We start from the raw sequence: 24,602 nt of genomic DNA, 5'->3' as shown, positions 1-24,602 counted from the left end.
CCGCTCCGGGGTCAGAACGCGGGGCGTTCCGGGTCCAGCCGGGCGCGGCCCTCCACGGGGGAGGACGCCTCCGCGAAGTGGCGGCGGGGGATGCGGCCCGCGCGGTGCGCGAGGCGGCCCGCCTCCACCGCGTGCCGCATCGCCGAGGCCATCAGGACCGGCTCCTGCGCACGGGTGACCGCCGAGGCGAGCATCACCGCGGCGCAGCCCAGCTCCATCGCGAGCGCCGCGTCCGACGCGGTGCCCGCGCCGGCGTCCAGGATGACCGGCACGCCCGCGCGCTCGGTGATCAGCTCGAAGTTGTGCGGGTTGCGGATGCCGAGGCCGGAGCCGATGGGGGAGCCGAGCGGCATGATCGCCGCGCAGCCCACGTCCTCCAGCTTCCGGGCCAGGATCGGGTCGTCGTTGGTGTACGGCAGGACGGTGAAGCCGTCGTCCACCAGGGTCTCGGCGGCGTCGAGGAGCTCCACGCCGTCGGGCAGGAGGGTCCGCTCGTCCGCGACGACCTCCAGCTTGATCCAGTCGGTGCCCAGCGCCTCCCGGGCCAGCCGGGCGGTCAGCACGGCCTCGCCCGCCGTGTAGCAGCCCGCCGTGTTCGGCAGGACGCGGATGCCGAGCCGGTCCAGGACGGAGAGGACCGAGCCCTGCACGGTCGGGTCGAGGCGGCGCATGGCGACCGTGGTCAGCTCGGTGCCGCCGGCGACCAGCGAGCGCTCCAGGACGTCCAGGCTGGGGGCGCCGCCGGTGCCCATGATGAGGCGGGAGGAGAACTCCGTACCGCCGAGGACGAACACGTCGTCGGACATCGCGCTCAGCCTCCCTGCACCGCGGTCAGGACCTCGACCCGGTCGCCGTCGGCGAGCAGCGTCGTCGCCCACTCGCCGCGCGGCACCACCGCCTCGTTGACGGCGGCGGCGACCCCGGCGGGGGCGGTGGTGAGGCCGGCGACCAGGGAGGCCAGGGAGACGGGGGCGGCGAGGGCGCGCGGCTCGCCGTTCACGGACACGGACACGTTCATGCGGGCTGCTCCTGACGTACGGGCAGAGCGGTGGGGAAACGGTGGGGGGAGAAGGGGCGCGCCTCTTCGGGGAGGACGCCCGTGGTGAGCGCCTCCGCCATGACGTCGCCGGTGACGGGGGTGAGGAGGATCCCGTTGCGGTAGTGGCCGGTGGCCAGGTGGAGACCCGGCAGGGCGCTCGGCCCGAGCACCGGCGCGTTGTCGGGGGAGCAGGGGCGCAGTCCGGCCACGGTCTCCGTGAGCGGCAGCTCGGTGAGGCCGGGGACCAGCTCGTGGGCGTCGCGCAGCAGCTCGTACACCCCGCCGGCGGTCACCGTGGTGTCCCAGCCCAGCTCCTCGCTGGTGGCGCCGACGACCAGCTCGCCGTTCTCGCGCGGCACCAGGTAGACGTGGCTGCCGCGCACCACGGCCCGGACGGTGCGGGAGAGGAAGGGGGCGTACGGGGCGGGGATCCGCAGCCGCAGGACCTGGCCCTTCACCGGGCGGACCGGCGGCAGCACCGCCTCGGGCACGCCCGCGAGCCGGCCGCTGAGGCTGCCCGCGGCGAGCACGGTCAGGCCCGCGGCGAGCTCGGTGCCGTCGCCGAGGACGACCCCGCGCGCCCGTTCGCGGGCCACGACGAGCCGCTCCGCGAGCGCCCGGTGGAAGACCACCCCGGCCCGCTCGCAGGCCGTGAGCAGCGCGGCGGCCAGCCGGCGCGGGTCCACCTGGTGGTCGCCGTCCACCCGGAGCCCGCCGCGCACCCCGGGCGCCAGCATGGGTTCGAGCCGGCGGCACTCGCGGCCGCTCAGCCACTCGGAGGCGAGCCCGCAGCGGGTCTGGAGGGCGTGGAGTTCGCGCAGGTGGGCCCGGTCGTCGGTGTCGAGCGCGACCGCGAGGGTGCCGCAGGCGCGGTAGCCGACGTCGAGGCCGGAGGCCTCCTCCAGCTCGGCGACGAACGCGGGGTAGCGCGCCGCCGAGGCGAGGTTGAGCCCGAGGAGGGTCTCCTCGCCGTAGTGCAGTTCGGTGACGGCGGCGAGCATCCCGGCCGCGACCCGCGCGGCCCCGCCGCCCGGGTCGGGGTCGATGACCGCGACGCTCAGCCCGCGCAGGGCCGCCCGCCAGGCCGTGACCAGGCCGATGACGCCGCCTCCGACGACGAGCACGTCGGTGGTCGGCCCGGTCGGGCGTGAGGTCGGCTCGTTCTGGTGTGCTTCGGAAGAACGCATGGGCGTTCCCGCCCCTCCCTTCGCCGGCATGACCCGGATCAGGTTCGTACGGTCGGAGGCCGGCCAGCCCCCCTCTCAGCCCGGTGCGTCCGGGCTCCCGCGAGTGGTTGTGCCCGCCACCCTAGCCCCCGCGGCCGGGGTGCCACAGGGCACCTCCCTTCCTGACGGATCGTCAGCTGCGTAAGGTGGACGGGTGAGCGAGCAGAAGCAGACCCAGCGGCACGTCGTGATCGTCGGCGCGGGCATGGCGGGCGTGCAGACCGCCGTCGCCCTGCGCGAGCAGGGCTTCGAGGGCCCCGTCACCCTCATCGGCGCCGAACCCCACCAGCCCTACGACCGGCCCCCGCTCTCCAAGGCCGTCCTCCTCGGCAAGGCCGAGCACTCCGCCTTCGACGTCGACTTCGAGTCCCTCGGCGTCGACCTCCGGCTCGGCCTCGACGTCACCGGGGTGCGCCCCGCCGAGCGCGAGCTCGTCACCGAGGCGGGACGCTTCCCGTACGACACCCTCGTCCTCGCCACCGGCGCCCACCCGCTCACGCTGCCCGGCACCGAGGGCGTCCCCGGCGTCCACCTGCTGCGCACCCTCGACGACGCCGTCCGCCTCGGCCCCGTCCTCGCGGGCGGCGGCCCCGTCGTCGTGGTCGGCGCCGGCTGGATCGGCGCCGAGTTCGCCACCGCCGCGCGCGAGGCCGGCTGCGCCGTCACCGTCGTCGAGGCCGCCGCCCTGCCGCTCGCCGGCGCCCTGCCCGCCGAGGTCACCACCGCCATGGCCGGCTGGTACGCCGAGAGCGGCGCCGAACTCCTCACCCACGCGCGCGTGGCCACCGTCCGGCCGGGCGCCGTCGTCCTCGCCGACGGCCGCGAGCTGCCCGCCGACTCCGTCGTCGTCGGCATCGGCGCCCGCCCCGCCACCGACTGGCTCGCGGGCTCCGGCATCGCCCTCGACCCCGGCGGCGCCGTCACGGCCGACGACCGCCTCCGTACCTCGCTGCCCGAGGTGTACGCGGTCGGCGACTGCGCCTCCTTCCCCTCCGCCCGCTACGGCGAACGGCTCCTCGTCCACCACTGGGACAACGCCCTCCAGGGCCCCCGCACGGTCGCCGCCTGCATCACCGGCTCCGAGGGCGCGGAGCCGCAGCCGTACGACCCCGTCCCGTACTTCTGGTCCGAGCAGTTCGGCCGCTTCGTCCAGTACGCCGGCCACCACGCCGGCGCCGACACCCTGGTGCGGCGCGGCGACTCCTCCGGCGGCTCCTGGTCGGTGCTCTGGCTGCGCGACGGGGTGCTGGTCGCGCTGCTCGCCGTCGGCCGCCCCCGCGACCTCGCCCAGGGGCGCAGACTCATCGAGGCCGGCGCCGCCGTCGACCCCGAGCGCGCCGCCGACCCCGCCGTCCCGCTCAAGTCGGCGGTCCTCCGGAGTGGCTCCTGACCCCCGGACGGAGGCGACGGGGGTGGCCCGACTACCGGCTGTCGGTCCCGGATGGCAGGCTTGTCCCGTGACCGAGATTGACGCAAACATCGATGCTCTCGTCCCCGCCTGGCTCTACCTCCCCGACATCGCGGAGATGCTCGACGTCGAGGTGACGCGGGTGCGGCAGCTGGTGAAGGAGGGCCAGCTGATCGCCGTGCGCCGCGGAGAGAACAACGCGCTCCAGGTGCCCGCCGCCTTCATCCAGGGCGACAAGGTCGTCAAGGGCCTCGCCGGCACCCTGACGCTCCTCAGGGACGACGGCTTCTCCGACGAGGAGATGCTGGAGTGGCTCTTCACCCCGGACCCGACCCTGCCCGGCACCCCCGCGCAGGCCCTCGGCGAGAATCGCGGTACGGAGGTGAAGCGCCGCGCCCAGGCGCTCGCCGTCTGACACACCGGACCAGCACCGCCGGTGCCGCGGCCCCGCGCCGCGGCACCGGCACCACCCGACGGGGGGAACCACCATGCCCACACCTCGTGAGCGGCTCGCCGACGCCCGGCTCTACCTGTGCACCGACGCCCGGAAGCGCCAGGGCGACCTGCCCGCCTTCCTGGACGCCGTGCTCTCCTCCGGCGTCGACATCGTGCAGCTCCGCGACAAGGGCATGGAGGCGGGCGAGGAGCTGGAGCACCTGGCCGTCTTCGCCGAGGCCGCCCGCCGGCACGGCAAGCTCCTCGCCGTGAACGACCGGGCCGACGTCGCCCACGCGATCGGCTCCGACGTCCTCCACCTCGGCCAGGGCGACCTGCCGGTGCCCGCCGCCCGCGCCGTCCTCGGCGACGAGGTGCTGATCGGACGCTCCTGCCACGCCGGGTCCGAGGTGGACGCGGCCGCCGCCGAGCCCGGCGTCGACTACTTCTGCACCGGCCCCTGCTGGCCCACCCCCACCAAGCCCGGACGGTACGCCCCCGGCCTCGACCTGGTGCGGTACGCGGCGGGGCTCGCCCAGGACCGCCCCTGGTTCGCCATCGGCGGCATCGACGAGACCAACCTGGACCAGGTGCTGGACGCCGGCGCCCGCAGGATCGTCGTGGTCCGCGCGCTCACCGAGGCCGACGACCCGGCCGCGGCCGCCGCGTCCCTCGCCAAGCGCGTCCGGGAGCGCGCGGACGCCTGACACCCGCGGCGGGCACGACGCCTCACGGACGGAGCAACCGCCCGGAAGGCGACCGGACGCCGGCTTCCGCGCGTCCGGCCCCGGTACGACGCCTTCCGGCGGCGCGAACCGCCCGGAAGGCGTCGTACCGGTGTCCGAAAACGTGTCCACCACTCGGACGCGGTTTCCGCGCCACCTGGACCCCGTCTAACCTGCCGGTATGGCCCTTGGAACCGCTTCCGTCCGTTCGGACCGCGCGCGCACGGTCCGCGAGATCCTCGCCTCCGGCAGCACGTCGTACTCCTTCGAGTTCTACGCGCCCCGGACCGAGAAGGGCGAGCAGGGCCTCTGGAACGCCCTGCGCCGCGTCGAGGCCGTCGGCCCCAGCTTCGTCTCCGTGACCTACGGCGCCGGCGGGTCCACCCGCGGCGGCACCGTCAAGGCCACCCAGAAGATCGCCTCGGACACCATCCTCACCCCGGTGGCCCACCTCACCGCCGTCGACCACTCGGTCGCCGAGCTGCGCAACGTCCTCGGGCAGTACGCCGACGCCGGCATTCGCAACATGCTCGCCCTGCGCGGCGACCCGCCCGGCGACCCGCTGGGCGACTGGGTCGAGCACCCCGAGGGCGTCCGCTACGCCGCCGACCTGGTCCGGCTCATCAAGGAGTCCGGCGACTTCTGCGTCGGCGTCGCCGCCTTCCCCGAGATGCACCCCCGCTCCGCCGACTGGGACACCGACATCCGGCACTTCGTCGACAAGTGCCGGGCCGGCGCCGACTACGCGATCACCCAGATGTTCTTCGACCCGGAGAACTACCTGCGGCTGCGCGACAGCGTCGAGAAGGCGGGCTGCGACACCCCGATCATCCCCGAGGTCATGCCCGTCGTGAACGTGAAGACCCTCGACCGGCTGCCCCAGCTCAGCAACGCCGCCTTCCCCGCGGATGTGAAAGAACGCATCCTCGCGGTCAAGGACGATCCCGCCGCTGTACGCTCCATTGGTATCGAGTTCGCGACGGAGTTCTGCGCGCGCCTGCTGGACGAGGGTGTCCCGGGACTGCACTTCATCACGCTCAACAGCTCCACCGCGACGCTCGAGATCTACGAGAATCTCGGACTGCACCAGCAGTCCTGACCGGTCGTACCCGCCCCGACCCGCGGCGGAGGCCGTAGAGAGGGGCTTCGGGGCATGGGGTGGACGACGGTCCTCTACATCGCGTTCGGTCTGGTGGCGCTCTGGCTGCTGGGCGAGGTGCTCCTCCAGTACAAGGCCCGACTGCGCTGGCGGATCCTCGCCTTCTGCGGCTTCCTCGGCGTGGTCGTCGGCGTGCTGCTGGCGTCGACGGTGGTGATCATCGCCGGCGCGGTCGCCTTCGCCGTCGGCCAGACCTTCGTCACCCTCTCCTTCCGCCGCGGCTTCTCCACCGGCTGGGCGATCGGCGGCAACCCCGGCGCCAGCCGCCGCCGCAAGGCGGGCCGGGCCGTCGATGCGGGCCCCACCCTCGAAGTCTCCGGCCTCTCCTACGAGGACTCCGCCGCGGCCCACGCCCCCGGGCCCGACGCCGACGAACTGCGCGCCGGAGCCGAGCAGCCGTCCGTCTACGAGCCGCAGCCGCTGCCCGAGGACACCGGCCAGTACGGCGTCTACGGCGGCGGGCAGCCCGACCGGACCGAGCAGGCTCCCGCGTACGGCGGCTACGACACGGGCGCGTACGACCCCGGCGCCTACGGCACCGCGGCCTACGGCAGCACCGACGGCTACGACGGCGCCGGTCACGACTCCGGCGGCTACGCGCCTGCCGGCACCCCCGCGCCCGCGTACGACACCTACGCCGCCGGGTACGAGCAGCAGCAGCCCGGCTACGAGCAGCAGCCCGGCTACGACTACGGCGCGAGCGGCGCCCCGCAGCAGTACGCCGCCTACTCCGACCCGTACATCGGCCCCGGCACCGACGGCCAGCAGTACACCTCGTACTACGGCGACTCCTACGCCGCCCCCTCGTACAGCTACGACACCCCGCCCGGCGGAGTCTGGGTCCCGCAGCAGCGCGACACCGACGAGCAGCCGCCCCAGGCGCACGCCCCGGGCCAGTACGGCTACGAACAGCACCCCGACGAGCAGTCCCGGTACCGCTACTGAGGCCCTGTCCGGCCGGGCGCCGTCCTGTCCAGGAGGAGGCCCGGCCGGGAGGCCGTCCGGTCGGGTCAGGTCACCGGGAGCCGCGGAACTCCGCGCCCTCCACGATCAGCCCGGCCACCAGCGCGCCCGACATGCCCGCGTGGGCGAGCCCGCCGCCCGGATGCGACCAGCCGCCGGCGAAGTACAGCCCGGGCACCGGGGAGAGATTGGGCGCCGGGAGCCACTCCCCGCGGGCGTCCGCCAGCGCGGGGCCCGGCACCTCGGCCGTCCCCGTCGCCGCCCGTACGTCCCCCGGGGTGCGGACCTCCTGCCAGAGCAGCCGCTCGGCCAGTCCCGGCACGGCCCGCGCGGCGGCCTCGACCATCCGCGCGGCGAACTCCCGGGACTCCTCCTCCGACTGCGGCCGGACCAGCGCGGAAACCGTCACCGACTCGTGGTCCGCGTCGGGCCGCAACGCCGGATCGTCCGGCCGCAGCACCGTCACCGTGGGCCGCCCGCCCTCCCCGTCGCCGTGCACCACCGTGCGGTGCGCCGCCCCCTCCTCGCGGGAGCCGCGGAGGGCCAGCAGGACGGTCAGACGGCTGGTGCCGTGCCGCTGGAAGTGCGTCCACTCGTCGCTGTACCGCCACGGCAGGACCTGCTCGCGGTAGAGCTCCGGCACGGGCGCGCCGACCACCACGTGGTCCGCCTCCACCGCCTCGCCGGACTCCAGCCGCACCCCGACGGCCCGCTCGCCCGCGCCTTCACCCTCGGTCACCACGTGGTCGACGGGGGCGTCGAAGACGAACGCGACCCGCCGCTCCAGGCAGCGCCGGTACACCGCGTCCGCGAGCGCCCGGATGCCTCCGGCCACGTACCAGCTGCCGAAGGTCTGCTCCATGTAGGGCAGGACGACGGCGGACGCCGGGGCGCGCGACGCCGGGAAGCCGTAGGACTCCGCGTACGAGTCCAGGAGCGCGATCAGCCGCGGGTCCCGCAGCTCCCGCTCGCCGACCTGGGCGAGCGTCCGCGTCGGACGCCGCAGCAGCCCCGCCTTGAGCGCCGGGTACGGCTCACGGGCCAGGTCCTTCGCCCGGGCGGGCTGCGGCTCCTCCAGGAGCGGACGGCGGGTCCGGTCCCACGCCTCGCGGGCCCTCACCAGGAACTCCCCCCAGCACTCGCCCGCGCCCCCGCCGAGCGCGGCTTCCAGGGCGGCGATCGTGCCGGCCCGGGAGGCGTTCGGCAGGTCCACGCGCGTGCCGTCCGCGAAGACGTGCCGGGCGGCCGGATCGACCTGGCTCAGCCCGACGCACTCCTCCAGCGGCTTCTTCCCCGTCTTCACGAACAGATCGCGGTACACCGCGGGCAGGTGCAGCAGCCCGGGGCCCGTGTCGAAGGCGAAGCCGTCCCGCTCGAAGCGGCCCACCGCGCCGCCGTACGTCGACGTCCGCTCGTACACCGTCACCGCGTGCCCGGCGATCGCCAGCCGTGCCGCCGCCGCCATGGCGCCGAGACCCGCGCCGACCACCACAATCCGTCCCATGTCAGGGACCCTATCGGCCCCCGCCGACAGATCGGTCCGCAGGTGGGCCGCCCTCGGCCGCCGCCAGTCTGCGCTCCTCGCGACGCTGCGCCCGACGGCGCCGGAAGCGCCGGATCCTGGAGGCGAGGAAGATCAGCAGCCACACGCCGAGCGCCAGCAGCACGGCGGCGATCACCGCCGCCGCCACCGGATGGAACATCGCGAAGGTGATGATCCCGGCGACGCCGAGGTCCTCGGCCGTGCTCAGCGCGATGTTGGAGAACGGGTCCGGCGAGGTGTTCACCGCCATCCGGGTCCCCGCCTTGACCAGATGGCTCATCAGCGCCGTCGAACCGCCGACCGCGCCCGCCGCCAGCTCCGGCAGCGAACCGCTCTCACCGGCCAGCAGCGCCGCCACCACGGCCCCCGCGACCGGCCTGATCACCGTGTGGACGGAGTCCCACACGTTGTCCACGTACGGGATCTTGTCCGCCACCGCCTCGCAGAGGAACAGGACGCCGGCCACGATCAGGACGTCCGTGCGCTGGAGCGCCTCGGGCACCTCGTCGGTGAGCCCGGTCGCGCCGAAGAAGCCGAGGAGCAGGACCACCGCGTAGGCGTTGATCCCGCTCGCCCAGCCGCTGGTGAAGACCAGGGGAAGTACGGACACGCTCGCGATCGTAACGAGGCCGCGCCCACCCGTCACCACGAGCCTGAGTATCCGTACCTAGACGCCGAGATGAGTACGCGCGCGGATGGGGGAGGGGTCGCCGGGAGGAGAGAGTGGAGCCACGGAAGGGGCGCGGCTCCGGAACCGCCGGCACGGGGCGGCGGAACGGGGTCGCGCGCCTGCCGGCACGGGGGACGTGCACGGGGGTGTACGAAGGAAGCGCCGGTCCGGTGCGGCTCGGGGGGATCGAGCCTCACGGGACCGGCGCTTTCGTCCGTGTCGTGGGGATCCACGATCCCCTTCTCTGGACAGTGGATCCAATATCCGAGGTATGGGATCCGGGATCCAATATCCAAGCTGCGGGATCCAGGATTTCGGATCCCGGATCCGCAGTCCGATCTGCGGGATCCAGGATCCAGGATCCGATATCCAGGATCCGATATCCAGGATCCGATATCCCGGATCTGATATCCAGGATCCGATATCCCGGATCCTGGATCCGGCTCAGCAGCCCCCGCCCACGCGCCCGTGCAGCAGCAGCGACAGAGCCGCGTGGACGTCGTCCAGCGAGCGCTCGCTCTGGAAGGCCTTCCAGTCGAGGGCGGCCACCAGGACCATGCCGACCAGGGCCGCCGCCGTCAGCTGGACGTCGATCTCCTCGCTCAGCTCGCCAGCCTCGACGCCGTCGCGGAGGACGCCCTCCACGACGGCCACGGCCTCCTGGCGGACGACGAGGAGCGTGGAGTTCCAGGCACGGTTGGTGCGCCAGAGCTCGGCGACGTACAGCTGGGTGAAGGCCGGGTAGCGGTCGATGAAGACGAGGCCCGCGCGGATCATCGCGTCCAGCGCGGCGACCCGGCTGCCGCCCCGGTCCGCGGTCTCCTCCGCGGCCGTCCGCAGCGAGGCGGTGAGCAGGGCGACGCCGTGGCGCAGCAGCTCCTCGAAGAGCTCGGTCTTGCTCTTGAAGTTGTAGTAGACCGTGCCCTTGGCGACCCCGGCCCGCTCGGCGATCTCGTCGACCGTCGTGGCCGAGAAGCCCTGCTCGGCGATGAGGGTGACGGCCGCCTCGTAGAGCTTGGCCCGGGTCGCCTGACGGCGCGTTCTGCTGCTGTCCATGGGGTCGATTCTCACAGAGGCGGTACGGGTCACAGGGACAGCTCGGGGTGGAGCCGGTCCAGCGTCCACACCTGCTTGCGCCGCGCGGTGACGGCGGTCAGGGCGAGCGCGCCCAGGGTGAAGGCGGTCAGGACGGCGACGGCCTGCCAGACGGGACCGAGCCCGCCGCCGGTGATGAGCCGGCGGAGCGCCTCGACCACGTGGGTCATCGGCAGGAACGGGTGGACGGCGTTGAAGAAGCCCGGGCTCGTCTGCACCGGGTAGGTGCCGCCGGCCGAGGTCAGCTGGACCATGAGCAGCGCGAGCACCAGGATCCGGCCGGCCGCGCCGAAGCGGGCGTTGAGCCATTGGATGATCGCGGCGAAGCAGCAGGTCACCAGGGCCAGGAAGCCGACCGTGCCGGCCGCCCTCGCCATCTCCAGGCCGAGCCCCCAGTGCAGGACCGCGAGGAGCGCGCCGACCTGGAGGACCCCGATGGCCGCCACCGGGAACCAGCCGGCCAGCGCGATCCGCCAGGCGGAGGCGCCCGCGGCGAGGGCCCGCCGGTTCATCGGCTGGATGATCATGTAGGCGACCATGGCGCCGACCCACAGGGAGAGCGGGATGAAGTACGGGGCGAAGCCCGTGCCGTAGTTCGGCGCCTTGTGGAGGGACTGGGCGGCCAGTTGCACGGGGTCGGCCATGACCTCGGTGCGCCGGTCGCGCTCGTCCTTGTCGTAGTCCGGGATCTTGTCGACGCCGTCCTTGAGGCCGGTGGCGAGCGAGCCGGAGCCGTCGGCCAGCTTGAACAGGCCGCCGTCGAGGTCGCCGGCGCCCTTCTTCAGCTTCCCGACCCCGCTGTCCAGGCTGACCGAGCCCGCGCGGGCGCCGGTGATGCCGGTGTGCAGCTGCGCGGCGCCGTCGGCGACCTTCTTCGCGCCCCTGTTGAGCTCGTTGATCTTCCGGATGGCGCCCTCGACGTCCTCGTCCAGGTGCGGGGCGCGGGCGGCCAGTTCGTCGGCCTCCTTCTTCAGCTTCTTCAGCCGGGTGTCGAGCGTCTTCAGGTCGCCCTTGCTGTCCTTGGTCAGCGTGTGCACGTCGTCCGCGACGGTGGCCACGTCGCCGGCGGTGGTCGACGCCTCCTTGAGGGCCGCGCACACCTCCTTGGAGTCGGGGAGCGCGACGCCCTCGGGCAGGGTGACGCCCTCCGGCAGCTCGGCCGGCGGGACGGACGGGGTGGCGCCGGGCTTCTCGCAGGACTCGCGGTGCAGGCGGCCGAGCGTGTCGTCCGCCTTGTGGGCGGCGGTGCGCAGCGCCGGGGCGCGGCGGACCAGGTCCTCCAGGTCGTTGCGGGCGGCGGTGGCCGAGTCGGAGACCAGCTTCGCGGTGTCGCGGATCGACGTGCCGTTGTTCGCCAGGTAGGGGCGGACCTTGTCGGCGGTGCCGTTCACCTTGTCGGCGAGCGCCTGGGTGCCGTTCGCGACCTTGCGCGAGCCGGTCCTGAGGTCCTTGGACCCCTTGTCCAGCTTCTTGAGGCCCGAGGCCAGGTCGCTGCTGCCGGTCTTGGCGTCGGTCAGGCCGTCGGAGAGGTCCTTGGACCCCTTCTTGGCCTTGTCCACGCCCTTCTTCAGGTCGGCCGCGCCCCTTGCGGCCTCGGCGGTGGCCTCGTGGATGTCCGAGAAGGAGATGAAGATCTTGTCGAGGAAGGTCCGGGAGGACTTCGTGGAGGCGGCGGTGCGCACCTCGGAGAAGACCGTCCGCGAGATCTGGCCGACGATGTAGTTGTTGGAGTCGTTCGTACGGACCTTCAGCGCGCCGGTCTCCGGCGAGCTCCCGGAGCTGGACGCGATCCGCTCGCTGAAGTCGCCGGGCACGGTCAGGGACAGGTAGTACGTACCGTCCTCGACGCCCTTGCGTGCCTCGGCGTCGCTGACCTGGTGCCACGCGAAGGTCTTGCTGTCCAGCAGGCCCTCGGTGATGTCCTCGCCCGCGGTGATCCGCTTGCCGTCGGCGTCGGCGCCGCGGTCCTCGTTCACCAGGGCCACGGGCAGCCGGTCGAGCCGGCTGTACGGGTCCCAGAACGAGTACAGGTACAGGGCTCCGTACAGCAGCGGCAGCAGCAGGACCGCGACGAGCGCGGCGCGCGGCAGCTTCCCCCTGCCGAAGCGCCTCAGCTCAAGAGCGGCCAGTTTCGGCGAGCGCATCGTCCGCCCCCTCCTCGGTGATGTCGTCTTCGGAGTCCTCGGCCTTCTCGGCCTTCTCGGCCTTCTCGGCGTCCCCGGCCGGCGCGGCGGGGTCGGCGGCCTCGGTGGTGCCGGTGGTGCCGGTGGTGCCCGTGGTGTCGGCGGCCTCGGCAGTGCCGACCGTGGTGATCCGCAGGGCGTCGGCCGGGGCCTCGCTGCAGACGGCGAGGACGGTGGTGCCGGAGGCGGCCACCGTGCGCAGCAGCGCCCAGGCCTCGGCCCGGTCGGCGTCCGACAGCTTCAGATCCGTGTCGTCCACGCCCACCAGCCGGGGCCGGCCCATCAGGGCGAGCGCGAGACCGAGCCGCAGGGCCTCCAGGCGCTCCAGGTCCCGTACGGAGGTCCGCTCGGCCTTCGGGAGGGCGGCGAGGTCCAGCCCGGCGGCCTTCAGGGCCTCGTCGATCCGGGCCCTGGTCTCGGCCGCCCGGGTGCCGGGGCGGCGGAACAGCGCGCGGACCGAGCCGTCGAAGCGGCGCTGGAGCAGCGCCCGCTCCCTCAGGTGCTCGGCGACCGTGAGCGACGGGTCCAGCTCGCTGACGCCGGGAACCTGGCCGAGCGCGGCGATCCGGCGCACGGCGGCCATCCGGCGCGGCAGCGGGAGGCCGCCGACCTCGGCGCGGCCCTCGCCCGTCTTCATCCGTCCGGTGAGGGCGAGCAGCAGGCAGGTGCGGCCGGTCCCGGACGGGCCTTCGAGCGCGACCAGGGAACCGGCCCCGGCGCGGAAGGAGACGTCCCGGAAGGCCCAGCCGCGCGGGCCCTTCAGCCCCAGCCCCTCGACCACGAGCTCGGCGCCGTGCACCGCCGGCTCGCGGCCGGGGCCGGCCTCCCCGCCGGCCCCCTCCGGAGACGGCCGCGTGGTCAGGTCCTCGGATCCCACGGATCCACCCCCCGCTTCCCCATTTTGAACTGACTGGTCAGTCCAAAAGTTACCCGTCGGTTGCTTCTCTGGCAAAACCCCAGGTCAGCGTGATTGTCAGTGGCGACCTGCACGATGGACACAGACGGCGACAAAGCCGTCACCCGACGACAGGAGGCTCGTCATGGTCAGCCCTTTCGCAGCAGCCGACGTCCACCCCGTGTCCCGCCGGACCACCGCCCCGCCCGCCGCCCTCGACCTGCTCGCCAAGGCCCGGGCCGGGCTCGACGAGGCCGCCGCCCTCGACCGGCCCCACGAGAGGTACGCCACCGCGCACCTCGCCGCCCTGCGCGCCGCCGCCGCCGTCCTCGCCGCCCGCGCCCGCCCCGCGCCCCGCACCCGCCGGCGCCAGGCCATAAGGAGCGCCTGGGAGCTGCTGCCGCAGCTCGCGCCCGAGCTCACCGAATGGAGCGCGCTCTTCGCCTCCGGGGCCCCGCGCCGTGCCCTCGCCGAGGCCGGTGTCGCCGCCGCCGCGACCCCCCGCGAGGCCGACGACCTCATCAGGGACGCCGGTCACTTCCTGCGCCTGGTCGAGCGGCTTCTCGCGCTCCAGCCGGTGCTGCCCCGGCAGCCCCCGGCCGACGGGGTGGCCGGTTGATCCGCTCCGCGCCACCGAGGCCATAGGGTGGGGGCGTCCGTACCCGTCACCGAGGAGTCAAGAGCCGTGCCGGACCCTTCTCCCGCCTTCGGCCGCGAGGCGTCGTCGCGCCCGTCGCGCGCCTCCCTGCGAACCGCCGTCGTCTGGGACGTCCTCAAGGACGCCCTCGACCGCCGGGTCGGGACCACCGGGAAGGCCGCCCTGGACGTCCTCGACACCGGCGGCGGCTCCGGCAACTTCGCGGTGCCGGTGGCCCGCCTCGGCCACCGCGTCACCGTCGTCGACCCCAGCCCCAACGCGCTCTTCGCCCTGGAGCGGCGCGCGGCCGAGGCCGGCGTGGCCGACCTGGTGACCGGCGTCCAGGGCGACGTCCGGGGCCTCTTCGACGTGGTCGAGCGCGGCGCCCACGACGCCGTGCTCTGCCACGGCGTCCTGGAGTACGTGGACGACCCGGCCGAAGGCGTACGGAACACCGTGGCCGCGCTCCGCCCCGGCGGGTCGCTCAGCCTCCTCGGTGCCGGCCTCGGCGGCGCGGTCCTCGCCCGCGCCCTCGCCGGACACTTCACCGAGGCCCGGACCGCGCTCGACGACCCGGACGGACGCTGGGGCGCGGGCGACCCCGTGCCCCGGCGCTTCACCGCCGAGCAGCTCACCGGCCTGGCCGAGGAGGCCGGCCTCTCCGTGAGCGCCGTCCACGGCGTCCGGATCTTCGCCGACCTCGTCCCCGGCGTCCTCGTCGACACCGAGCCCGGTGCCGCCGAGGCCCTGCTGAAGCTGGAGGCCGCGGCCGCCGAGCTGCCCGCCTTCCACGCCGTCGCCACCCAGCTCCACCTGCTCGCCGAGAAGCCGGCCTGATCCGGCGGAACTCCGGGGCCGCGCCACCCGTTCGGTGGTGCGGGCCCGGCTCTGCCACAGGCCGCCCCATATGCGGCTTCGCGCCGTATGATCGAGGGAAACCATCCGGCATGACGGGCGGGCGGCTGGGGAATCAACGCCTCACCAACCGAACCGCATGGCGGCCCGGATTGGCTGATCGGTAGTGAGGGCGGGTTTCACGGGGGCGATTCCCTGCCTATCCTGAAAGGGCCGCAAACCGGTCGCCCCCGCGACCGACGACTAGGAGGACTCCGTGCCGCTCTCGGAGCACGAGCAGCGAATGCTCGAGCAGATGGAGCGAGCGCTGTACGCCGAAGACCCCAAGTTCGCGACAGCGCTCGAGGGAAGCGGGCTGCGCACGTACACTCGGCGACGGGTGTATCAGGCAGTCGCCGGCTTCCTGGTGGGTATCGCGCTCCTCATGGCCGGAATGGTCGCACAGCAGATCTGGATCAGCGTGGTGGGATTCCTCGTCATGCTGGGCTGCGCGGTCCTGGCGGTCACCGGTTGGCGCAAGGCGCCGAAGCCGGGGGAGCAGCCGCAGCAGGCCAGAGGTGGGACGGCGGCCGGAGGCCGTCAGACCCGGGCGCGACGCTCCATGATGGACCGTATCGAAGCGCGGTGGCAGCGCCGCCGCGACGAGCAGCAGGGCGGCGGCCACTGACGCCCCCCTGAGCGGCGACCCCGCACACCTAGCCCCCGCGCCCCGCCGGCCCCGAGCCTCGGCGGGGCGCAGCCGTTGCGTCACGGGCACCCGTTCGGCGTCGGGCGGCACCCGCACGGAGGTACGACCCGGGGCGGGCGCCGCCCCCCTGGAGGAGCGGACGCCCACCCGTCGGATCGGCGGGCGGTGGCCTGGGACCGGTCGGATCAGCGGTGGTGGCCTGGGACCGGTCGGATCAGCGGTGGTGGCCTGGGACCGGTCGGATCGGTCGGATCAGCGGGTGGTGGCCTGGGGCCGGTCGGATCGGCGGGTGGTGGCCTGGGCGGCCCGTGATTTCAGGTGGGCCCAGCGGGCGGAGGCCGCCCAGTGGAGGCGGACCGCCGAGCGCGGGGCGAAGAGGGCCTGGAGACGGACCCCGCGCGAGGCACGCGCCCGGAACCCGGCCCGTACCTGCTCGGCGTCCCGCGCCAGCCCGTGCACTGGCGGCGGCGAAGGCGCGTAGAGGGCCTCCTCGACGGCCCCCGCCACCCGGTGCACCGCCTCCGCGGCGGCGCCGTCCAGCTCACCCGTCCGGACGATCCGCTCCGCCGTTCTCCTCGGCGTCCGCGCCTCGTCCGGCTCCACCCCGTAGTCCCAGGCCGTGTCGCCGATCTCGCGCCACACCGCCAGCGGTCCGCCCGAGGGGGCGAGCCGGCGGGCCCGCGCCCGGGTCCGCCACAACATCGGGACGCACAGCAGTGCCAGGACCAGCAGCGCTCCCAGGGTCCATCCGGCCGCCTTCAGCACGTCCGTACCGCCGCCGGAGGAGGAGTCCGCGACCGCCGCCGGGTCCTGGCCGCACTCGCCCAGGCGCCGCATCTCCGCAGGGCAGCTCTCCGAGGGCCTCGGCGCGGCCGAGGGCTGGGCCGACGCCTCCTGCGAGGGCTGGGCGGGACCGGTCGGGCCGGCGGTGGGGGTGGCCCGCCGGGTGTAGGCGGGGGTGGAGCCCCGGGACGGCGTCGGCTCGAAACGGGTCCAGCCCGCGCCCTCGAAGTACAGCTCGGGCCAGGCGTGGGCGTCCCGGATGCCGACGGAGACCGAACCGTCGGACTGCTTGGTGCCGGGCATGAAGCCGACCGCGACCCGCGCCGGGATGCCCAGCGAGCGGGCCATCGCCGCCATCGAGAAGGAGAAGTGGATGCAGAACCCCTCCTTGTCCTTCAGGAAGCGGGAGATCGCCTCCGTGCCCGTCCCGGACGTCACGTCGACGTCGTAGCGGAAGCCGCCCTTCTTGGCGAACCAGTCCTGGAGCAGGACCGCCCGCTCGTAGTCGTTCCGCGCTTCCGCGGTGACCGTCAGCGCCGTCGTCCGCACGTCGTCGGGGAGGCTGCCGGGCACCCTCGTGTACTCCTGCCGCAGGCGCTCCGGCGCCGGGCCGGCCGCCGCGAGCAGCTCGCCGGTGGGCTGCACGTCGAGGCTGGTCACCTGGTAGCGGACGCCCTTGGTGGTCTGCTTGTCGTCGCCGACGAGCATCCGGCCGGCCGGCTCGAACCGCCAGCGGCCCTCGGCTTCCACCCGGGCGGCCGGGAAGGGCATCGGCAGCCACTTCTGGTCGTACGCCTCGGAGGCGACGAAGTTGCTGGTCACCTCGGAGGTGCGGACGGACTGGGAGAGGCCGTCGGGCCACGGCAGCGACTTCGGCACCGCCTCGATCGGGCGGACCGAGGACTTCCACGAGGTGCCGTCGAACTGGTCGAGGGCGACCAGGCGCAGGTACAGGTCGCTGTTGTCCTGGGCGTTGGTCCGGTAGCGGAGGACCTCGAAGTCCTCCGGCTGCCGCAGGTTGTCCTGGAGGGAGACCAGCGGGTTCACGGCCGCGATCGTGCCGCCGCCCCCGCGCCCCGCGCCCGCGCCTCCTCCGCCGCCGTCGCCCAGCAGCCCGCCGGAGAAGCCCGGCAGGACCAGCGGCACCACCAGGGCGGTGCCCATGGCGACGGCGCCGATCCGGCGGCCGGTACGCACCGGTGCGAAGGACGGCCCGTCGGAGCCCGCCATCGCCCCGGCCCGGCCGGGGCGCCGCGTCCCGCCGAAGACCCGGCCCCAGGCGGCGAGCCGGTCGCGCCCCTCGGCGAGGAGGAGCAGCAGATAGCCGGTGGCGGCGAGGAGGAACCAGAGCCGGCCCGCGCCGCCGCCGGAGAGCCCGGCGGCCACCGAATACAGCGCGAGCAGCGGCAGGCCGGCCGGGGCGGCGCGGCGGAAGGTGACCGCCAGGACGTCCACGAGCAGCCCGATCGCCAGCACGCCGGCGACCACCATGAGCCGGATGCCCTCGGTGTCCGGGGCGGGGATCGCGTAGGTCCCGACGTCCTCGGCACCGAGCCGGAACAGCTCGGCCACCCGCTGGACCGCGAGCGGCCCGGGCAGGAAGCCGAGGACCGCCTGCTCCCGGGCGAAGACCACGGTCAGCGCGACCACGCCGACCAGCAGCTGGGCGCCGATCGTCAGCGGCCGGGCCAGCGGGACCCGCCGGCACAGCATGCCGGTGGCGCTCTGCAGCGCCAGCAGGAAGGCGGCGGTGAAGATCCAGGTGGCCGGCTTGACCAGCGGCAGCAGCGCCCCGGCGGCCATCAGGGAGGCCGCCCAGGCGGCCAGTGTCAGGCGGGTGCGCCCGCTCATGCCCATCCTCCGTAGCTGTCCGCGGCGGCGGTCTCCCGCAGCGCTCCGGCGGCCTGCTGCCAGAGATCGGTCATCCGCCCCCCGGGCGGCACCGGGACGACGGTCCAGCCGGCCTCGCGCAGCTGCCGGAGCCTGGCGGTGCCGGCCCCGGCCGCGGCGCCGCCGGTGAGCCAGGCGCCGGAGTCCAGGACGAAGGCGACGGCCGCGCCGGCCCGCCCGCGCATCCGGGCGGCGAGGGCGGCCTGCTCCTCGTCGAGGTCGCCGAGGAAGGCGACGAGCAGTCCGTCGCTCCCGGCGCGCAGCACGTCGGAGGCGCGGGAGAGCCCGGCGCCGTCGGAGTGGTCCACGACCGCGAGGGTGTCCATCATCAGTCCGGCGGTCTCCACGGAGTCGCTTCCGGACGTGCCCGCGTAGCCGTCGGAACCCTCGCCGGGGACCGAGGATCCGGTGTCGGTGAGCAGCCGGACCGCGTAACCGCGCTCCAGCATGTGGGTGAGGACGGAGGCGGCGCCGGAGACGGCCCACTCGAAGGCCGAGTCGGGGCCCGAGCCCTGGTAGCCGGAGCGGCGGGTGTCGAGGAGGACCGTGCAGTGGGCGCGCTGGGGCTGCTCCTCGCGGCGGACCATCAGCTCGCCGTAGCGGGCGGTGGAGCGCCAGTGCACCCGGCGCAGGTCGTCGCCGTGCCGGTAGGCGCGCGGGATGACGTCGTCGTCGCCGGCGAGGGCCAGCGTGCGCAGCTGCCCGTCGCCGTACCCGGAGGCCGCGCCGCCCAGCCGGACGGCCGGCAGCGCGGCGGTCCGCGGGACGACGGTCAGGGTGTCGTAGGCGCTGAAGGAGCGGGTGAGCTCGCACATCCCGAAGGGGTCGCTGAGCCGGAGCTGGAGCGGGCCGAGCGGGAAACGGCCGCGCAGGTCGGAGCGGACCCGGTAGGAGACCTCGCGCCGGCCGCCCGCCTCGACCCGGTCGAGCACGAAGCGCGGGCGGGGGCCCAGCATGTACGGCACGCGGTCCTGGAGCATCAGCAGCCCGGTCGGGAGCTTGGACACGTTCTCCATGCGGAGCTGGACGCGGGCCTCCGTACCGGCCTCCACCCGCTGCGGGGTGAGCAGGCGGGAGGTGGCGACCCGGTAGCGGGTGCGGTGCAGGACGACGGCGCAGATCAGCGGCAGGCTGGCGAGCAGCAGGCCGACCCGGAGCAGGTCGGCCTGGCCCAGCACGTAGGCGCAGACGGCGGCGGCCGCCCCGGCCGCCAGGAAGGACCGGCCGCGGGTGGTGAGACCGCTGAGGGCGGCCCGCAGGCCGCCCCTGCCGTCCTCGGCCCGCGGGCCGTCGTGGTCGTCGGCCCGCTGCCCCCGGGGTGCGGCGGGGGTCGCCATCACAGCCGCCGGCCGCCGGTCTGCCGGCCGTGGAGCGGGCCGGCGGGCGGGGCCGCGGACGGGACGGGGGTCCGCTGGAGGATGTCGAGGACGACCTGCTCGGCGTTCCGCCGGTTGAGCTGGGCCTGCGCGGTGGGCAGCAGCCGGTGCGCGAGCACCGGCACGGCCAGCGCCTGGAGGTCGTCCGGCAGCACGTACTCGCGGCCGGCGAGGGCGGCGGAGGCGCGGGCGGCCCGCAGCAGGTGGAGCGTGGCGCGCGGGGAGGCGCCGAGCCGCAGGTCCGGGTGGTTGCGGGTGGCGGCGACGACATCGACCGCGTACCGCCGGACGGCGTCGGCGACGTGCACCGAGCGGACCGCCTCGATCAGCTTGAGGATGTCGTGGGCGTGGGCGACCGGCTGGAGGTCGTCCAGCGGATTGACCGCCCCGTGCACGTCGAGCATCTGGAACTCGGCCTCGGCGCTCGGGTAGCCGATGGAGACGCGGGCCATGAAGCGGTCGCGCTGCGCCTCGGGCAGCGGGTAGGTGCCCTCCATCTCCACCGGGTTCTGGGTGGCCACCACCATGAACGGGCTGGGCAGCTCGTAGGTCTGCCCGTCGATGGTGACCTGGCGCTCCTCCATGGACTCCAGGAGCGCGGACTGCGTCTTGGGCGAGGCGCGGTTGATCTCGTCGCCGATGACGATCTGGGCGAAGATCGCGCCCGGCTTGAACTCGAACTCCCGTCGCTGCTGGTCGAAGATCGACACGCCGGTGACGTCCGACGGCAACAGGTCGGGGGTGAACTGGATGCGGCGCACCGAGCAGTCGATGGACTTCGCCAGTGTCTTGGCGAGCATGGTCTTGCCGACGCCGGGTACGTCCTCGATGAGGAGGTGCCCTTCCGCGAGCAGCACCGTCAGCGCGAGACGTACGACCTCGGGCTTGCCCTCGATCACGCTCTCCACCGATCCGCGGACGCGCTCCGCGGTGGTGGTCAAGTCTGTGAGGCTCGCTCGGTCGTCATAGGTCGTCACCCCGGCCCTCCTCGGCCTTGCAGGAACACGGACACCTGCCCCCGTCGGGATGGTCGGGGGGTGTCACATGGGCATTCTTGTGGGGATTGCCGGGCCGTGTCACTCGACTGTGGACAACCGCGAGGGAATTGCCTCGGTTTGTCATCTTTCGCGGCGACGAAAGGTGTGCTGGGGCGGGTGCCGGAACCATTCTCCACAGGTGCGGAAACCCTCGACCGCGCAGGTCGGCGGCCCGCGGGCCGTGATCGCCGGGCGCCTCCGAACAGGTGAAGCACCCGGAATGTCCGCCCCCGCCTCCGGCGCCGCGCGGCGCGCCAGCCGGTTGATTGACCGGCCCCGTCCGTGGACTAGAGTGACGCGGAGTCCATGGAGACAATCGAGCGATTTGAAGCGGTTTCTCCCCCGTGTGCGCGGCGGTACCCACAGCTCGCCCCTCCCGCTCGCCGGTCGGCCGACGCGCCCCTCCGGCGCCGACGACCGCGTCCGACCCCCGAGCGGGCGGGAGCCCGGCCCTCCGTACCCCCGTGTCCGTTCTGAGAGGGTGCGTTGAGCAACGACCGACACGTCCCGGTGATGCTCCAGCGGTGCCTGGACATGTTGGCCCCTGCCCTCCAGAACCCCGGTGCGGTCGTCGTCGACTGCACCCTGGGCCTCGGCGGACACAGTGAGGCCCTGCTCCGCGCCTTCCCCGAGGCCCGGCTCGTCGCCCTCGACCGCGACAAGGAGGCGCTGCGCCTCTCCGGCGAGCGGCTCGCCTCCTACGGGGACCGCGCCACCCTCGTCCACGCCGTCTACGACGAGCTGCCCGAGGTCCTCGACCGGCTCGGCATCGACAAGGCCGACGGCGTCCTCTTCGACCTCGGCGTCTCCTCCATGCAGCTGGACGAGGCCGACCGCGGCTTCGCCTACGCCCAGGACGCCCCGCTCGACATGCGCATGGACCAGACGACCGGCATGAGCGCCGCCGAGGTCCTCAACACCTACCCGGCCGGCGAACTCGTCCGCATCCTGCGCGCGTACGGCGAGGAGAAGCAGGCCAAGCGGATCGTCTCCGCCGTCGTCCGCGAGCGCGACAAGGAGCCGTTCACCAACAGCGCCCGGCTCGTCGAGCTCATCCGCGACGCCCTCCCGCAGGCCGCCAAGCGCACCGGCGGCAACCCCGCCAAGCGCACCTTCCAGGCCCTGCGCATCGAGGTCAACGGCGAGTTGAGCGTCCTGGAGCGGGCCATCCCGGCCGCCGTGAAGGCCCTCGCCGTCGGCGGTCGCGTCGCCGTCCTCTCGTACCACTCCCTGGAGGACCGGCTCGTCAAGCAGGTCTTCGCGGCCGGCGCGGCCACCACGGCCCCGCCCGGCCTCCCGGTCGTCCCCGAGAAGTACCAGCCCCGCCTCAAGCTCCTCACGCGCGGCGCCGAACTCCCCACCGAGGAGGAGGTCGCCGAGAACCGCCGGGCCGCCCCCGCCCGGCTCCGGGGCGTCGAGCGCATCCGGGAGGACGTGCTGTGAGCGGGGCGAGGGGGCCCCTCAAAGGCCGGGCCGCGCGGCTCGGACGGCTGATGCCGTCCGGACCCAGCTCGGCCGCCCGCACCCCCTTCGTCCTGCTGGTCGTCCTCCTCCTCGGCGGCGGCCTCATCACCCTGCTGCTGCTGAACTCCGCCCTCAACCAGGGCTCCTTCGAGCTGCGCGAGCTCAAGGACCGCACCACCGAGCTCACCGACGAAGAGCAGGCCCTCCAGCGGGACGTCGACGCCAACGCCGCCCCCGACGCCCTGGAGCGCCGCGCCCGCGAGCTCGGCATGGTCCCCGGCGGCAGCCCGGCCTTCCTCGGCCCCGACGGCAAGGTGCTCGGCGAGCCCATCGTCGCCGCCTCCCCGAAGCCCTCCCGCACGCCCTCGCGCGCCCCGGGCCGCACCGGCGACCCCGACCCCTCCCGTACGGGGGAGGGCGCCGCCCCCGAGTCCACCCCCACCGGAACCGCCCCCGCCGCCCCGACGACCTCCGGCAGGTGACCGAGCAGTGCCCCAGGAGCCCCCGCGCCGCCGCGTCCCCGGCCCCGCCCGGCCCGCCCGCCCCCGCTCCTCCTCCGGAGGAGGAGCCGGAGCCGCGGACCGCGCCGCCAGGGCCGGTTCGGGATCCAGGCCCGGTGCCGGCGCCCGCGGCCCCCGGCCCGCCCCGCGCCCGGCCGCCCGTCGCCCCGCCGCCCGGCCGCCCGCCCGCAAGCCCCGCACCATCAAGCTCGGCAGCCCCAGGCCCCGGCTGCGCCTGATCTCCGTCGGCCTCACCCTCGTCATGCTCGCCTTCGTGGTGCGGCTGCTCCAGGTCCAGGCCGTCGACGCCAGCGCCTACGCGGCCAAGGCGGACAAGTACCGCTTCCAGGAGTACACGCTCTCGGCCGAGCGCGGCGAGATCACCGACCGCAACGGCATCGCCCTGGCCGCCAGTGTCGACGCCTACGACATCACCGCGGACCCCAAGCTCTTCACCCCCGAGGAGTCCGGGCTCCGCGACGCGCCCGAGCAGGCCGCGGCCCTCCTCGCCCCGATCCTGGGCAAGGAACCGGCGGAACTCGCGAAGAAGCTCCGCACCCCCGACTCCCGCTACACCCTGCTCGCCCGCAAGCAGACCCCGCAGGTCTGGAACCAGATCAAGGACCTCAGGAAGGTCTACGCGCAGAAGGCCCAGGAGCCCGGCGGCACCCGGGTCAACCTGCTCGGCGGCGTCCTCAGCGAGCCCAGCACCAAGCGGGTCTACCCGAACGGCGACCTCGGCGCCGGAATACTGGGACACGTCAACGCCGAGGGCCGCGGCGCCGGCGGCATCGAGTCCCTGCTCGACCCCGAACTCGCCGGCCGGGACGGCAAGATCCGCTTCACTGCCTCCGGCGGCCGCCAGGTCCCCACCGCCGGCTCCCAGGGCACCCCCGCCGTCCCCGGCTCCGACATCGAGCTCACCATCGACCGGGACATCCAGTGGGCCGCCCAGCAAGCCATCGCCGAGCAGGTCCGCAAGTCCAAGGCCGACCGCGGCTACGTCATCGTCCAGGACACCCGCACCGGCGAGATCCTGGCCATGGCCAACGCCCCCGGCTTCGACCCCAACGACCTCTCCGCGGCCAACGCCGCCAGCATGGGCAACGCCGCCCTCCAGGACGCCTACGAGCCCGGCTCCACCAGCAAGGTCATGTCCATGGCCGCCGTCCTGGAGGAGGGCAAGGCCGCCCCCGACACCCACGTCACCGTCCCCAACCGGCTCCACCGCGGCGACCGGCTCTTCAAGGACGACATCGACCACCCGACCTGGTACCTGACGCTCAACGGCGTCCTCGCCAAGTCCAGCAACATCGGCACCATCCTCGCCACCGGCCAGCTCGGCAAGGACCAGGCCGAGTCCAACCGCGTCCTCGACGGCTACCTCCGCCGCTTCGGCATCGGCAGCCCCACCGGCCTCGGCTTCCCCGGCGAGACCGCGGGCATCCTCGCCAAGCCCGAGGACTGGTCCACCTCCCAGCAGTACACGATCCCCTTCGGCCAGGGCCTCTCCGTCAACGCCCTCCAGGCCGCCTCGGTCTACTCGACCATCGCCAACGGAGGCGTACGGATCGAACCCACCCTCGTCCGCGGCACCAAGGGCCCCGACGGGCGCTTCACCGCCGCCGACAAGCCCGCCGAGAGCCGGGTCGTCAGCGAGCAGACCGCCAAGACCCTCGCCAGGATGCTGGAATCCGTCGTCGAGGACCGGGAGGGCACCGGCACCAAGGCCGCCATCCCCGGCTACCGCGTCGCCGGAAAGACCGGCACCGCCAACCGCGTCGACCCCGAACTCGGCCGCTACAAGGGCTACACCGCCTCCTTCGCCGGCTTCGCCCCCGCCGACCAGCCCCGCGTCACCGTCTACTGCGCCATCCAGAACCCCACCAAGGGCAGCTACTTCGGCGGCCAGATCTGCGGACCCATCTACAAGAAGGTCATGGAGTTCGCCCTCAAGAGCCTCCACGTGGCCCCCACCGGCAGCGCGTCACCCCGCCTGCCGGTCACCTTCGAACCCACCCCGTGACCCCC

At 74.2% G+C, this 24,602-nt stretch carries 22 protein-coding genes and 1 riboswitch; of the genes, 11 read left to right on the top strand and 11 right to left on the bottom strand.

The window, feature by feature from the left end; all coding sequences use genetic code 11:
• Nucleotides 1-11: 11 nt before the first annotated feature.
• The 3 genes from ACF1BN_RS11000 to thiO all read right to left on the bottom strand — a co-directional run bounded on the left by ACF1BN_RS11000 (nucleotide 12) and on the right by thiO (nucleotide 2,226).
• Entirely contained in the window at nucleotides 12-806 is a 795-nt protein-coding gene (locus tag ACF1BN_RS11000) for a thiazole synthase (protein ID WP_392331281.1), read from the bottom strand.
• Between the two features lie 5 nt (nucleotides 807-811).
• Entirely contained in the window at nucleotides 812-1,018 is a 207-nt protein-coding gene (gene thiS, locus ACF1BN_RS10995) for a sulfur carrier protein ThiS (RefSeq protein ID WP_392331280.1), read from the bottom strand.
• Nucleotides 1,015-2,226 carry a glycine oxidase ThiO gene (thiO, locus tag ACF1BN_RS10990; RefSeq protein WP_392331279.1) on the bottom strand — a complete coding sequence of 404 codons (1,212 nt, stop codon included), beginning with the start codon at nucleotides 2,224-2,226 and terminating at the stop codon, nucleotides 1,015-1,017. Before thiO ends, thiS begins: the two co-directional genes overlap by 4 nt.
• Nucleotides 2,224-2,337: riboswitch (TPP riboswitch) on the bottom strand. Its footprint overlaps the gene before it by 3 nt.
• Nucleotides 2,338-2,419: 82 nt before the next feature.
• On the opposite strand from thiO, the gene ACF1BN_RS10985 reads away from it, so the two are divergent.
• The 5 genes from ACF1BN_RS10985 (at nucleotide 2,420) to ACF1BN_RS10965 (ending at nucleotide 6,937) form a co-directional block, all read left to right on the top strand.
• Nucleotides 2,420-3,655 carry an NAD(P)/FAD-dependent oxidoreductase gene (locus ACF1BN_RS10985; RefSeq protein ID WP_392331278.1) on the top strand — a complete coding sequence of 412 codons (1,236 nt, stop codon included), beginning with the start codon at nucleotides 2,420-2,422 and terminating at the stop codon, nucleotides 3,653-3,655.
• A gap of 67 nt (nucleotides 3,656-3,722) precedes the next feature.
• Complete coding sequence (locus ACF1BN_RS10980) at nucleotides 3,723-4,088, top strand: Rv2175c family DNA-binding protein (RefSeq protein WP_392331277.1); 366 nt, start codon at nucleotides 3,723-3,725, stop codon at nucleotides 4,086-4,088.
• Nucleotides 4,089-4,161: 73 nt separating this feature from the next.
• Nucleotides 4,162-4,815 (top strand): thiamine phosphate synthase, encoded by a 654-nt coding sequence (gene thiE, locus ACF1BN_RS10975; protein ID WP_392331276.1) that lies wholly within the window; start codon nucleotides 4,162-4,164, stop codon nucleotides 4,813-4,815.
• 199 nt (nucleotides 4,816-5,014) lie between these two features.
• Complete coding sequence (gene metF, locus ACF1BN_RS10970) at nucleotides 5,015-5,932, top strand: methylenetetrahydrofolate reductase [NAD(P)H] (RefSeq protein ID WP_392331275.1); 918 nt, start codon at nucleotides 5,015-5,017, stop codon at nucleotides 5,930-5,932.
• Between the two features lie 54 nt (nucleotides 5,933-5,986).
• Nucleotides 5,987-6,937 carry a hypothetical protein gene (locus ACF1BN_RS10965; RefSeq protein ID WP_392331274.1) on the top strand — a complete coding sequence of 317 codons (951 nt, stop codon included), beginning with the start codon at nucleotides 5,987-5,989 and terminating at the stop codon, nucleotides 6,935-6,937.
• A 70-nt stretch (nucleotides 6,938-7,007) separates the two neighbouring features.
• On the opposite strand, the gene ACF1BN_RS10960 is transcribed toward ACF1BN_RS10965, so the two are convergent.
• From ACF1BN_RS10960 to ACF1BN_RS10940, 5 genes are all read right to left on the bottom strand, one after another.
• On the bottom strand, nucleotides 7,008-8,459 hold the full coding sequence (locus ACF1BN_RS10960) for a phytoene desaturase family protein (RefSeq protein ID WP_392331273.1): 1,452 nt from the start codon (nucleotides 8,457-8,459) through the stop codon (nucleotides 7,008-7,010).
• 10 nt (nucleotides 8,460-8,469) lie between these two features.
• The gene (locus ACF1BN_RS10955; RefSeq protein ID WP_392331272.1) at nucleotides 8,470-9,108 is read right to left on the bottom strand and encodes a DUF4126 domain-containing protein; all 639 of its coding nucleotides are present in this window, start codon (nucleotides 9,106-9,108) and stop codon (nucleotides 8,470-8,472) included.
• 504 nt (nucleotides 9,109-9,612) lie between these two features.
• Entirely contained in the window at nucleotides 9,613-10,224 is a 612-nt protein-coding gene (locus ACF1BN_RS10950) for a TetR/AcrR family transcriptional regulator (RefSeq protein ID WP_376602642.1), read from the bottom strand.
• A gap of 29 nt (nucleotides 10,225-10,253) precedes the next feature.
• Nucleotides 10,254-12,407 carry a YhgE/Pip family protein gene (locus tag ACF1BN_RS10945; protein ID WP_392331271.1) on the bottom strand — a complete coding sequence of 718 codons (2,154 nt, stop codon included), beginning with the start codon at nucleotides 12,405-12,407 and terminating at the stop codon, nucleotides 10,254-10,256.
• Complete coding sequence (locus ACF1BN_RS10940; protein ID WP_392331459.1) at nucleotides 12,379-13,245, bottom strand: ATP-binding cassette domain-containing protein; 867 nt, start codon at nucleotides 13,243-13,245, stop codon at nucleotides 12,379-12,381. The genes ACF1BN_RS10945 and ACF1BN_RS10940 overlap by 29 nt, the downstream gene beginning before the upstream one ends.
• A gap of 241 nt (nucleotides 13,246-13,486) precedes the next feature.
• Here ACF1BN_RS10940 and ACF1BN_RS10935 point away from each other — a divergent pair, with 241 nt between their 5' ends.
• The 3 genes from ACF1BN_RS10935 (at nucleotide 13,487) to ACF1BN_RS10925 (ending at nucleotide 15,500) form a co-directional block, all read left to right on the top strand.
• Entirely contained in the window at nucleotides 13,487-13,960 is a 474-nt protein-coding gene (locus tag ACF1BN_RS10935; RefSeq protein WP_392331270.1) for an SAV_6107 family HEPN domain-containing protein, read from the top strand.
• A 66-nt stretch (nucleotides 13,961-14,026) separates the two neighbouring features.
• Complete coding sequence (locus tag ACF1BN_RS10930; protein WP_392331269.1) at nucleotides 14,027-14,815, top strand: class I SAM-dependent methyltransferase; 789 nt, start codon at nucleotides 14,027-14,029, stop codon at nucleotides 14,813-14,815.
• 274 nt (nucleotides 14,816-15,089) lie between these two features.
• Entirely contained in the window at nucleotides 15,090-15,500 is a 411-nt protein-coding gene (locus ACF1BN_RS10925) for a DUF3040 domain-containing protein (RefSeq protein ID WP_376602638.1), read from the top strand.
• Nucleotides 15,501-15,773: 273 nt separating this feature from the next.
• Here ACF1BN_RS10925 and ACF1BN_RS10920 read toward each other — a convergent pair whose 3' ends face one another.
• The 3 genes from ACF1BN_RS10920 to ACF1BN_RS10910 are packed head-to-tail and all read right to left on the bottom strand — an operon-like array spanning nucleotide 15,774 to nucleotide 20,547.
• Nucleotides 15,774-18,155, bottom strand: coding sequence for a transglutaminaseTgpA domain-containing protein (locus ACF1BN_RS10920; RefSeq protein ID WP_392331268.1), 2,382 nt, complete (start codon nucleotides 18,153-18,155; stop codon nucleotides 15,774-15,776).
• A complete protein-coding gene (locus ACF1BN_RS10915) occupies nucleotides 18,152-19,531 on the bottom strand; it encodes a DUF58 domain-containing protein (RefSeq protein WP_392331267.1) in 1,380 nt (459 codons plus the stop codon). The genes ACF1BN_RS10920 and ACF1BN_RS10915 overlap by 4 nt, the downstream gene beginning before the upstream one ends.
• A complete protein-coding gene (locus ACF1BN_RS10910) occupies nucleotides 19,531-20,547 on the bottom strand; it encodes an AAA family ATPase (RefSeq protein WP_392331266.1) in 1,017 nt (338 codons plus the stop codon). The genes ACF1BN_RS10915 and ACF1BN_RS10910 overlap by 1 nt, the downstream gene beginning before the upstream one ends.
• A gap of 546 nt (nucleotides 20,548-21,093) precedes the next feature.
• Here ACF1BN_RS10910 and rsmH point away from each other — a divergent pair.
• From rsmH to ACF1BN_RS10895, 3 genes are read left to right on the top strand one after another with little or no spacing between them, the layout of a single operon-like run.
• Nucleotides 21,094-22,050 carry a 16S rRNA (cytosine(1402)-N(4))-methyltransferase RsmH gene (gene rsmH, locus ACF1BN_RS10905; RefSeq protein WP_392331265.1) on the top strand — a complete coding sequence of 319 codons (957 nt, stop codon included), beginning with the start codon at nucleotides 21,094-21,096 and terminating at the stop codon, nucleotides 22,048-22,050.
• Between the two features lie 50 nt (nucleotides 22,051-22,100).
• Nucleotides 22,101-22,553 carry a septum formation initiator family protein gene (locus ACF1BN_RS10900; RefSeq protein ID WP_392331264.1) on the top strand — a complete coding sequence of 151 codons (453 nt, stop codon included), beginning with the start codon at nucleotides 22,101-22,103 and terminating at the stop codon, nucleotides 22,551-22,553.
• A gap of 7 nt (nucleotides 22,554-22,560) precedes the next feature.
• Nucleotides 22,561-24,597, top strand: a complete 2,037-nt coding sequence (locus tag ACF1BN_RS10895; protein WP_392331263.1) for a peptidoglycan D,D-transpeptidase FtsI family protein — start codon at nucleotides 22,561-22,563, stop codon at nucleotides 24,595-24,597.
• The last annotated feature ends 5 nt before the right edge of the window (nucleotides 24,598-24,602 follow it).

The sequence above is a fragment of the Streptomyces sp. NPDC014861 genome, assembly GCF_043081625.1.
Classification (GTDB): domain Bacteria; phylum Actinomycetota; class Actinomycetes; order Streptomycetales; family Streptomycetaceae; genus Streptomyces.
Note: the sequence above shows the minus strand (reverse complement) of the source record. Positions and strands in the feature narration are given on the sequence as shown.